Raw genomic sequence first — 3865 nt, 5'->3', positions numbered from 1 at the left:
AGGCTTTGGTGGTGGTAATTTTTCACAACTCCATTAATGGTTCGGGAGTATTCTCTGTCATCCTTAAAAACCTGCCCGACAGCTGATATAGGATCTTCAAAACCCAATACTTTGGCTGTTTCCTCATTGATGACATGCCCGTCTTTGGTGCTGAAGATCCCAGCAAGCAATTCCAACCCATAAACCTCAGCATAATCATTGTCCGTGATCAATACATCAATGAAACTGTTATTGTAGGCTTGACCCAATCTCATCGGGTAAATGCTGTTAGTTTCTCCAGGAATCGCCCATGAAAGGGAAACTTTTTGAACTCCCGCCAGACCTGATACCATTTCTTTGAATGGATCATTAGATTCTCTTGAATCCTTTTGAATGTCGTGCTCAATCCAGGTCTCTGCCCTGTTACCCGGTCCTTTGACCACTACCACACCTTCTTTTTCAAAGCCTGTATCTTTGGACCGCATAAAATCCAACTGCTGGTACAGTGCAATGGTAAAAATGATAAGGGTCATAGATACTCCAAACTGAAACACAACCATCCCCTTTCGGAGTTGCTTTCCATTTGATGAATGAAGGGATTTTCCTTTTAATGCCTGCATGGGGTCATAACCTGACAATACAAAAGCAGGATAGATTCCGGATAAAAGGGTGATGATTGGAAAAAACAATACAATGAACATCCAAAGCCAACCGTCATAAAAATCCAATTCCCTACCTGTCAATTGCGGGTAAAATGGCGAAACAAGGAATAAGATCAAAATGGCCAAGGCAAAAGCAAGGCCATTGACCAAAAGGGATTCGAAAAGAAATTGTTTCATAAGTTGATGGCGTAATGCCCCCATGGCTTTTCTCAAACCCACTTCACTGCTTCTGGCAACTGATTTGGCTGTTGAGAGATTGATATAGTTTACCAGGGCAATCAGCAAAATCAGAACAGCTGTCAGGGAAAGGAAATATACCTGTGTCAAATTGCCATTTGCTTTCAACTCACCATCTATATGGGAATTTAAGTGGATATCCTGCAAAGCCTGTAACGAAAAAGTTGCATTGAGTTCCTGATCGGGATGGTGGTCACCAACAAACTCATTCATATTCTCCAAAAATCCCTGTAACTCTACATCAGGAGCTAATTGCAAATAGGTATAGACATTATGACCGTTCCAGGTTTCCGCATAATCCTTGCCCCATCCGGTACTTAATGTTCCAAAAGAAGCAAGAAAATCGTATTGGAAATGTGAGTTGTCCGGGGCATCAGCAACAATTCCTGTAATAAGCAATGAAAACCTGTCGTACTCATTGATATATTCAAGGGATTGTCCAAGTATTTGGCTGTTTTTCTTCCAAGCATTCCCAAATAATTTTTGGACTGCCGATTCAGAGAGAACGATCCTATTTCCATCAGCCAATGCATCTTGGGCATTCCCGAGAATAAAAGGAAAGTTGAACATTTTTAAAAATCCCGGATCTGAATAAAATCCCCATTTGAAATTATGCTTGACAGTATTGCCATCAATGCCATTGAGAACCAAAGTACTTGTAGCTTCCTGACCGCTCCATGGCAGTATCAACCGGGTATATTCAATGACTTCGGGATAATTCATTTGCAGTTCAGGGCCGATCGGGGAAGGCACCAATATGGATTTTCTTCCAGTTTCTTCATTATCGGTGGCAATTACCCTATAAATATTTGATCCATTTTCATGAAAATCATCATAACTCAATTCAAACCGCACATATTGTAAAATCAGCATACAGGCAACAATTCCTATTGCCAAACCCAAAATATTGATCAGGCTAAAAATCCTGTTTTTCACAAGATTTCTAAATGCGATTTTAAAATAGTTTTTGATCATAGTGTTGGAGTTTTGGCTCTCTTGTTTATAACTCTTCTAAGTTCTTCGGGGCAGGCTTTGGATCTCTGTTTCTAGAATCTCGCTTCTCGCTTCTCGTATCTCGCATCATATTTCTCGCATCTTATTTCTTGGCTCTCGTTTCTCCCCTATTCACTTCTCAAACTATTCACAGGATTTTCCAATGCCGTTTTTATCGTTTGAAGACTGACAGTAAGCAATGCCAAAAGCCCTACCAATAGGATAGGAAGGCCCAATAGCCACCAGTGGATTTCCATCTGATAGGCATAATTTTGCAGCCAGTTTTTCATGATATAGTAAATAATCGGCACTATAATTATACTGGCTGAAGCGATGAGCAGGAAAAAGTCTTTTGAAAGTAAGGCTACGATATTTAAGATAGACGCTCCCAGCACTTTGCGTATACCGATCTCTTTGGTTCGTTGCAAGGTCATGTAAGAGGTAAGACCGAAGAGTCCCATACATGCGATAAAGATGGCCAAACCAGCAAAAATGCTAAAAATCCTTGCGAATTTTTGCTCCGACAGGTATTGACTATTGAAATAATCGTCGAGAAAAAAGTATTCAAAGGGGCTATTGGGAAAGGCTTGTTCCCATTTTGTCTTTATTTGGCTCAAGGTAGTGGTATAGTCACCGGAATTTATTTTCAGTGAATAATATTCGCCCGCCCATGGGGCATTGAGATATTCCTTTAGAGCAAATACTATCGGACCCACTTCCTTATGGAGAGATTCCTGATTAAAGTCCCTGATCACTCCGATAATCGTTTTGGCATGTGTATCTTCGTCAGATTCATGCCAAATGATTGTCTTTTGATTTGCCTCTTCCGCATTTTTAAAACCCAGCTGGCGTGCTGCCGTTTCGTTTATGATCAAATTACCACGGTCAGAAGTAACTTCCTGGGAAAAATTGCGGCCGGCAAGTAAATCAACACCGTATAATTGAAAAAAATCTTCATCAATAGCGATGATATTTATGCCTTTACCGCTCTCCGGCTGTGCGGGCTGGTAAAACTGCCTAGCCCAACTCAGTTCCTTGCCAGGAATATTAGAAGAAACACTTACTTTTTGTATATGAGGGAGCTTGTTCACTTCATTTTTGAAAAAGACCAAATGCTGTTGATAGGATGAATCCTTAATTCCAGGACCTTTTACGATAAGCGTTTGTTCCATATCGAGTCCCTTATCCTGCTCTTGCATAAATCCAAGCTGCTGGCGTACGCCCAAGGTACCCGCAATAAGCGCAATAGAGGCTGCAAATTGAAATACAATCAGAACCTTTCTAATGGGGACACCCTGACTCGGGTTTTTAAAATGGCCCCTAATCATTTGCAAAGGTTGAAAAGAAGACATCACATAGGCCGGGTAAAGCCCCGATAATAAGGCACCAGTCAAAAACAATACTCCTACGCCAATGCTCATTCCAGTGGAGGGAGTGGGAGAAAACTCTACCTTCGTCAGGGTTTGGAAAACAGGCATCAGGAGTTGCGAAAGCGCAATTGCCGAAATAGCTGCCAACCCGTTGACCATAAAAGAGCCTGTCATAAATTGTGCGATCAGTTGCCGTTTACTGGATCCCACCACTTTTCTAATACCGATTTCTTTTGCCCGCTCAACAGATTTGGCTGTGGTTAGATTTACGTAATTGATCCATGCGATAACCAATATAAAAATAGCGATAAGGATCAGGAACCAAACCATCTGTCGACTGCCGTTGGGTTCTGCTTCGGCCTCCAGATGGGAGTCTAGGTGGATATCTTGGATTGCCTGTAGATCTAGCTTGGTGGTATAACCGGCGTTGCGCCATTCCGCCAAACTTTCTCCCAGATATTTTTCCAGTACGTCCAGAAATTTTTCTTCTACTACTGCCAAATCGCTCTGAGGGGCTAATTCCACATAATTGTAGAAATTGCCCCAATCCCAGTTTTCATCCAAGTTCCATGGAATGGAATTGAAGGAGATGATAAAATCGGTATGCACATGGGAATTATCGGG

At 41.6% G+C, this 3865-nt stretch carries 2 protein-coding genes; both read right to left on the bottom strand.

The annotated features are described in order from the left end of the window. Nucleotides 1–1853, bottom strand: a 1853-nt coding sequence (locus tag ACEW8O_RS13590) for an ABC transporter permease (RefSeq protein ID WP_373495169.1), incomplete at its 3' end; no start/stop codon positions are given. Nucleotides 1854–1999: 146 nt separating this feature from the next. Further along, the coding region (locus ACEW8O_RS13585; RefSeq protein ID WP_373495168.1) for an FtsX-like permease family protein at nt 2000–3865 on the bottom strand (1866 nt) is incomplete at its 5' end.

It is taken from the genome of Aquiflexum sp., assembly GCF_041749095.1.
Classification (GTDB): domain Bacteria; phylum Bacteroidota; class Bacteroidia; order Cytophagales; family Cyclobacteriaceae; genus Aquiflexum.
This window is presented reverse-complemented; position numbering and strand designations above follow the sequence as displayed.